Here is a 6,569-nt window from a genome sequence, read left to right on the forward strand (position 1 = left end):
CCATGTCACCAACGATAACGCTTCACGAACAAAGCCACGGATCAGGCTAACCAGACAGGAAAAACCAAACACCGCGATAATGGCGTAATCAATCCAGACCATATGTGTCCCACGATTTTACGCCCTGTCGTCCTGTTCGGGGCGCATTCTAACAGAAAAAGAAAACGTTTGCGTAGGGATTTCCTTCCCGCGCGTAAATAAAAATGGCGCTGAAAAAAACTTCAACGCCATACCGTTTTATGCCTCTTCGGGCACTGCCGGATGGCGGTGTAAACGCCTTATCCGGCCGACATACAACAAGGTGGGAAGCCTGATAAGACGCCGAGCGCTGTCATCAGGCAATCCTCACTTAGTTCGGGCTGTACCCCATCACCACTCCGCTTAATCCGGAGATTTGCTGCAGCTCGCCGAGCGAGCCTTTCAGCTTGTCGCGTGATGCATCCGGCCCCACGAGAATACGGGTTATTTTACCCTGTACTGGCGTTGACGGAGAAGTATATACCCGGAAACCTGCGGCACGAAGTTTCCCCACGATCTCATTGACCTTATCGGCATTTTTCAGCGCCCCTAACTGCACAACGTAGGCTTTACCCGTTGGCGCCGGTTTCTCTTCTGCCGCCGGTTTTGGCGCAGGAGCGGGAACAGGAGCAGGCGTTGCCTCTACAGGCGGCTTCGGTTGCGGCTTCGGCTTTTCAACCGGTTTTGGTTTAGGCTGCTCTACCGGCGCTGGCGTCGAATCAAGCTCAGGATTATTCGCTGATGCATAGCGTGACGGATCCAACGACGGTGCCGCCGCATCGCCTGCCCGTACCTCTTCCGCCGCCCCTTCTGGCGGCTGAGTCGGCAATGCCTGCGTTGCCGCTGGCATCATATCCGGCTCATCGCGATCGCCCGGTTTCGGGACCAGCGGGATCGCCGCGAATTCATCCTGATAATGTTTTTTCTGCCCGTCGAGCAGCCCGGGCAACACAATGACGCCCAGCGCGACCAGCACGATCGTGCCGACTAAACGATTCTGAAACTTACTCGCCACCGATTCTCCCCGCGTCCATCACTTCCATGACATGTGCAACCGTGTGAAATGAACCGCACACCAGTACGGTATCTTCTGGTCTCGCGTCTGCCAGCGCCGCATGCCATGCCAGCGCGACACTGTCATAGACACTGCCTTTACCGAGATGTTCCAGCAGTTGTTCTGCCGTTGCGCCCCGGGGGCCTTCCAGCGGAGCACAATACCAGTCGTCGACCACGCTTTTCAACCAGGCCAACGTTCCCGCAATATCCTTATCCTGTAGCATACCGATAACGGCAAGAACGCGCCCCTTTTTCGGCAACATTTTCAGCCGTCCGGTGAGATATTCCGCCGCATGAGGATTATGCGCGACATCAAGAATGACGCGCGGCGACTCGCTCACAATCTGGAAACGTCCTGGTAGAATCGCCCGGGCAATCCCGTCGCGAATCGCCTGCTCACTGACGTTCAGGCCGCTGGCGCGCAGTGCCGCCAGCGCAGTCGCCGCATTAGGTTGAGGCACCTGTGGCAGCGGTAAATCCACCAGGCTACCGTGGCGATCGCTAAAGGACCAGCCCGTCTCCGTTACCGTAAACTGCCAGTCCTCGCCACGACGCTGTAACCGCGCGCCTTTCTCCAGTGCGACATCGGCGATGGTATAAGGCATTTCGGGTTCGCCGACAATCGCCGGTTTTCCCGCACGGAAAATACAGGCCTTTTCACGGCCAATGCTTTCACGATCCGGCCCCAGCCAGTCGGTATGATCCAGCGCGATGCTGGTGACTACGCCAACATCGGCATCGACGATATTTGTCGCGTCGAGTCGTCCACCCAACCCAACTTCCAGGATCACCACATCCAGTTGTGCCTGCTTAAACAGCCACAATGCAGACAAAGTGCCGTATTCGAAATAGGTCAGCGAGATGTCCCCACGCGCCGCTTCGATCTCGGCAAAGGATTCGGTGTGAGCCGATTCGGGCAGTTCATTGCCACGTACACGCACACGTTCGGTGTAACGCACCAGATGTGGCGAACTGTATACCCCGACGTTATATCCCGCCGCCGTCAATACCGACTCCAGCGTCCGGCAGGTCGTGCCCTTGCCATTAGTGCCAGCCACGGTGAAGACAAACGGCGCAGGCTTCAGTACGCCCAATCGCGCAGCCACCTGGCTTACGCGCTCAAGGCCCAGATCGATCGTTTTCGCGTGGAGGTTTTCCAGATAAGAAAGCCACGAGGCCAGGGGCGACGTGGCTTTAGGAATACGTTTGTTATTCATGATGCCCGTGAAATCGTTACGTTGAGAAAAGCAAAAGGGCAGCGCCTGTGGCCCTGCCCTTTTCAGTTATCAGGCCTCGGGTTCCTGATCCGGCACCGGCGGCACTACCACGCCTTCACGCGGGGTATCCGGATTTGGCGCCGGCAGATTCATCAGCTTCGCCAGAATGCTCGCCAGTTTCAGGCGCATCTCCGGACGGCGGATGATCATATCGATAGCGCCTTTTTCGATCAGAAACTCACTGCGCTGGAATCCCGGCGGCAGTTTCTCACGTACGGTTTGCTCGATAACGCGCGGACCCGCGAAGCCGATCAGCGCTTTCGGTTCAGCAATGTTGAGATCGCCGAGCATCGCGAAGCTTGCAGAAACGCCGCCCATTGTTGGGTCAGTCAGCACGGAGATGTACGGCAGACCGCGCTCCTGCATTTTTGCCAGCGCCGCAGAGGTTTTCGCCATCTGCATCAGCGACATCAGCGCTTCCTGCATACGCGCACCGCCGGAGGCGGAGAAGCATACCAGCGGGCAGTTATCTTCCAGCGCCTGTTCAACGGCACGGACAAAACGTGCGCCGACCACAGACCCCATCGAGCCACCCATGAAAGCAAACTCAAATGCCGCTGCCACAACCGGCATGCCGTGAAGCGTACCCTTCATCACGACCAGCGCATCTTTCTCGCCGGTTTCCTTTTGCGCGGACGCCAGACGGTCTTTGTATTTCTTGGAGTCACGGAACTTCAGCACGTCTTTCGGCTCGAGTTCGCTACCCAGCTCCACCAGCGTTCCTTCATCTAACAGGCTATGCAGGCGGTTACGCGCCGACATACGCATGTGATGGTCACACTTCGGACAGACCTCAAGATTACGTTCCAGCTCAGCACGGTATAAAACCTGACCGCAGCTATCACACTTAGTCCACACCCCTTCAGGAATGCTTGCCTTGCGGGTGGGAGTAATGTTGCTTTTAATTCGTTCAATCCAGCTCATTTATGACCTTTCTGCCTGAACCTGGTGTGTTCCAGTTTTGCCGTGGGGGCGCATAATGCCATTTTTGCCCCCAACAGACCATGAATGTTGCACATTAAAACATAACAGCCCGAAACTTTGGACAAAAAAGTGGTCGAACCGCTGAGTTAGTTTCTATTTTGTTACACGTGACGCTGCGCGTTTATGGCGAACAATTTCCACCACGCCCGGCAGGATCGATACCACAATAATCCCGACGATCAGCAACTTAAGGTTGTTCTGAATCATCGGAATGGTGCCGAAGAAGTAACCGGCATAGGTAAAGAGCAGAACCCACAACAGCGCACCTATCACGTTATACGCCGCAAAATGACGATACGACATATGTCCCATTCCCGCCACAAACGGTGCAAATGTTCTGACAATCGGCACAAAGCGGGCGAGAATGATGGTTTTTCCACCGTGTTTTTCGTAAAACTGGTGTGTTTTGTCCAGATAGCTACGGCGGAAAATCTTCGAGTCCGGGTTACTGAATAACTTCTCGCCGAACAGGCGACCAATAGTGTAGTTCACCGCATCCCCGACAATCGCGGCAATCAGCATCAACACCACCATCAGGTGCACATTGAGATCGTTGGTGCCCAGCGACGCCAGCGCTCCCGCCACAAACAGCAGGGAGTCCCCTGGCAGGAACGGCGTGACCACCAGTCCGGTTTCACAGAACAAAATCAGGAACAAAATTGCGTAAACCCAGACGCCGTACTCTGCGACCAGTTCCGCCAGGTGCACATCAATGTGCAGGATAAAATCGATGAGAAAGTAAATCAGGTCCATAGTTGTGCCTTTATACGACTCGAATTAGTCCGCCAGAAAGAGCGGGCCCATAGGCGGTTTAGGAAGGTCAAACCGGTCAGGGTAGTCCACCGCAACCAGATACAGTCCTTCGGCCTTCGCCGTTGCCGCTGCGAGCGTTCTGTCCTTTGCCGCTAACAACTCTGCTATCCAGCTCTCCGGCTGGTTGTGGGCGCCTACTTCCATCAGGCTGCCAACAATGTTCCTGACCATATGATGTACAAAGGCATTCGCTTTGATATCGACCACCACATACGCCCCATGGCGCGACACATTAATATGCATCACGTTGCGCCACGGCGTGCGCGACTGGCACTGGACGGCGCGAAACGACGTAAAGTCATTCTCGCCAATCAGACACTGCGCCGCACGATGCATGCGCTCGGCGTCCAGCGGCTCGTAATAATGCGTCACCCCTTTGCCTAACACCGCCGGACGTAACCGGTGATTGTAGATGATGTAACGATATCGGCGAGCCGTGGCGCTGAATCGCGCGTGAAAATCTTCCGGTACAGCTTTCACCCATCGCACCGCAATGTCACCAGGCAAATTCGCATTTACACCCAATGTCCAGGCCGCATCTTTACGCAGCGCGGTGGTTTCAAAATGCACAACCTGTCCGGTGCCGTGCACACCGGCATCGGTGCGCCCGGCGCAAAAGACGTTAATCGGCTCATTGGCGACCTGCGAAAGCGCCTTTTCCAGCTTTTCCTGCACACTGCGGACTTCATTCTGACGCTGCCAGCCATAATATTTGCTGCCGTCATACTCGATGCCCAGCGCAATTTTATACACCGGCGGTTGTAGCTGGTCAGACATCAGTACAGGTACTCCTGCACCAGTTTTTCCGCAATTTTCACCGCCATCAGCGCGCCGCCAAAGCGGACGTTATCCGCCACGGACCAGAACTGAACCTGTTCCGGCATGCCGTAATCGTTACGCACGCAGCCCACAGACAGATGCGCGCTGCCTGAAGCGTCGCCCACCTGGGTCGGAAATTCACTCTCTTCTGACAGTACAATGTCTTCGCCGCGGGAAAAGGCATCGCGCGCCTCTTCGGCAGCCAGTGGACGCAGCGCTTCAAATGCCACCATCTGCGCGTGACCGTAAAACACCGGTGACTGTACGCAGTTTGCCGAGATCAACAACCCATCATCCTGCATGATTTTGCGTACTTCATCGACGATCCGCCGCTCTTCACGCACGCTGCCTTCGCGATCCGGCAACAACGGCAACATGTTGAACGCCAGTTGGCGACCAAAGAAATCATCTTCATCGATGGGGATCCCGTTCAGCAGTTTCGCGCTTTGTCCGGCCAGTGCATCGACCGCTTTTTTACCCTGCGCAGATGCCGAAAGCAGACTGGTTACGGTGATGCGAGAAAGCCCACCCTGATCGATAAGCGGTTTCAGCGCGGCCAGCAGTTGGCTGGTCAGGCTGTTCGGCACGGCGATCACATTGCGATTGCGATAGTCCGCCAGCACGAACGGGTTCACTTCCGGCACCACCAGCGGAACGTCGGGTTCAAGGGCGAACAGACCGCTGGAATCAATGACCAGACAGCCCGCGTTTGTCGCCTCTTCAACCCAGGCCGCCGTGGCCTCAACGCCAGCAACGAAAAAGGCCAGTTGCGCCTGCGTCCAGTCAAATTCGGCCGCATCCTGCACAATCACTGACTTACCACCAAAGCGCAGATGTTCGCCTGCGCTTTCATTACGTGCCAGCGCAAAAATTTCCCCAACCGGGAACTGACGTTCAGCCAGGGTTTCAAGCAACGCTTCGCCAACGGCGCCCGTCGCGCCGAGGACGGCAATATTCCAGCCTTCAGACATGGTGGTTTACTCCAGAAAAGCATAAGCCTCCCTGCCGATTATTCGTCAGGGGGCATTAAGAAGACATTAACGTGTCGGGTGATGAACTGCGTTAAAACCCAGTTTACACAGTAACGCCGCCGCATCTGCGTCGTCGCACATCACATACAGTGAGGACCATTCACGACGCTCGAGGTAATTTTTGCGCAGTTTATCAAATTCACCCGGTATTCCGGCAACGTTGCGCAGCGGCGCATCGTCGCGGCGCACATCATACACCAAATGCACCAGTCTTTTCAGCGTCGGCTGATCCAACGGACCATGCAGCGTAATACGGCCAAATTCCGGGGCCGGCAGCAAGGTATCCAGCGCGACACGCTGCGCATGACCGATAAATGCGCTATATGCTTCAAAGACCTGCGTGGTGCCGCGCGCTTTGCCTTCTAGCGTGTAGCCCGCAATGTGCGCGGTGCCGGTATCGATCGTGTTCTACAGGTCGACAGTCAGATCCGGCTCGCCTGCCCAGACATCCAGAACCACACGCAGATCCTGTGCGGCGTTAAGACGCGCCAGCGACGCGGCGTTAGCCCCCACGGCGCCACGACAGGCTTTTATCAGGATTGAGCGGGGTGTCTGTGGTGGGTTCGGCGCG

At 56.1% G+C, this 6,569-nt stretch carries 7 protein-coding genes and 1 pseudogene; all 8 read right to left on the minus strand.

Going from position 1 to position 6,569, the window contains the following annotated elements; translation table 11 throughout:
• Nucleotides 1-102 (minus strand): CvpA family protein (locus tag AB7E14_RS18515; RefSeq protein WP_428169779.1); only part of this gene is annotated, 102 nt, incomplete at its 3' end.
• 247 nt (nucleotides 103-349) lie between these two features.
• Nucleotides 350-1,033, minus strand: a complete 684-nt coding sequence (gene dedD / locus AB7E14_RS18520) for a cell division protein DedD (RefSeq protein ID WP_042999997.1) — start codon at nucleotides 1,031-1,033, stop codon at nucleotides 350-352.
• Nucleotides 1,023-2,291: a bifunctional tetrahydrofolate synthase/dihydrofolate synthase gene (gene folC, locus AB7E14_RS18525; RefSeq protein WP_316962469.1), complete on the minus strand. Its 1,269-nt coding sequence runs from the start codon at nucleotides 2,289-2,291 to the stop codon at nucleotides 1,023-1,025. Before folC ends, dedD begins: the two co-directional genes overlap by 11 nt.
• A 69-nt stretch (nucleotides 2,292-2,360) precedes the next feature.
• The gene (gene accD, locus AB7E14_RS18530; protein ID WP_042999995.1) at nucleotides 2,361-3,275 is read right to left on the minus strand and encodes an acetyl-CoA carboxylase, carboxyltransferase subunit beta; all 915 of its coding nucleotides are present in this window, start codon (nucleotides 3,273-3,275) and stop codon (nucleotides 2,361-2,363) included.
• Nucleotides 3,276-3,428: 153 nt separating this feature from the next.
• A complete protein-coding gene (locus AB7E14_RS18535; protein ID WP_042999994.1) occupies nucleotides 3,429-4,088 on the minus strand; it encodes a DedA family protein in 660 nt (219 codons plus the stop codon).
• Nucleotides 4,089-4,112: 24 nt separating this feature from the next.
• On the minus strand, nucleotides 4,113-4,925 hold the full coding sequence (gene truA / locus AB7E14_RS18540) for a tRNA pseudouridine(38-40) synthase TruA (protein ID WP_044327711.1): 813 nt from the start codon (nucleotides 4,923-4,925) through the stop codon (nucleotides 4,113-4,115).
• Complete coding sequence (locus tag AB7E14_RS18545; RefSeq protein WP_042999992.1) at nucleotides 4,925-5,938, minus strand: aspartate-semialdehyde dehydrogenase; 1,014 nt, start codon at nucleotides 5,936-5,938, stop codon at nucleotides 4,925-4,927. The genes truA and AB7E14_RS18545 overlap by 1 nt, the downstream gene beginning before the upstream one ends.
• A 66-nt stretch (nucleotides 5,939-6,004) precedes the next feature.
• A pseudogene (locus AB7E14_RS18550) lies at nucleotides 6,005-6,569 on the minus strand (DUF3410 domain-containing protein); the annotation flags it as partial.

Source organism: Citrobacter sp. (genome assembly GCF_050252275.1).
Classification (GTDB): Bacteria; Pseudomonadota; Gammaproteobacteria; order Enterobacterales; family Enterobacteriaceae; genus Citrobacter_A; species Citrobacter_A amalonaticus.